The sequence below is a fragment of the Paenibacillus oleatilyticus genome (assembly GCF_018998565.1).
Taxonomy (GTDB): Bacteria; Bacillota; Bacilli; order Paenibacillales; family NBRC-103111; genus Paenibacillus_G; species Paenibacillus_G oleatilyticus.
This window is the reverse complement of the sequence record NZ_JAHNZO010000088.1, coordinates 1-562: the sequence shown is the minus strand read 5'-3', so window position 1 is coordinate 562 and position 562 is coordinate 1. Positions and strand designations below refer to the sequence as shown.

At 44.3% G+C, this 562-nt stretch carries 1 protein-coding gene; it reads right to left on the bottom strand.

The window, feature by feature from the left end; genetic code table 11:
- Positions 1-476: transposase (locus tag KQX66_RS36415; protein ID WP_216798392.1), on the bottom strand; the 476-nt coding region annotated here is incomplete at its 3' end.
- Positions 477-562 lie beyond the last annotated feature (86 nt).

The window sequence follows — 562 nt, the reverse complement described above, 5'->3', positions numbered from 1 at the left end:
TGCCACTCCTTAATAAGCGGTACGATCTTGTTTGTTACGTTGGAGATGAGAGTCGGTGAGACCTCGACACCATACAACCCTTGAAGATGATCCTGAATGTCCCGTGTACTGACACCCTTCGCATACAATGCGATGATCTGCTCCTCAATGCCGGTCACATTCGTCTGATTTTTCTTCACGACCACAGGTTCAAATTCACCCAGTCGGTCCCGAGGCACTTCAATCTCTACATCGCCGTATTCGGAGGTGACGATTTTCTTACTATAGCCGTTGCGGCTGTTTCTCGTTTGCTTGTTTTTTACATCGTGCTTCTCATAACCGAGATGCGTGTCCAGTTCCGCTTCTAGCGCTTCTTGGAGCACTTCCGCAAATAATTCCTTTAGTGTCCTTTGAATATCTTCTGCCGATTGAAAATTATGCTCTTTTACGAATTGACGTAATTCTTGTTTTGACAATAATCCGCTTCGGGTCGCCATGTGCTTATTCCTCCAACTTTGATCTAGTAGTCAGTATTGCCAAATTTATCTCAGTTGAGAGGTTACACAATTTATTTTACAGACCC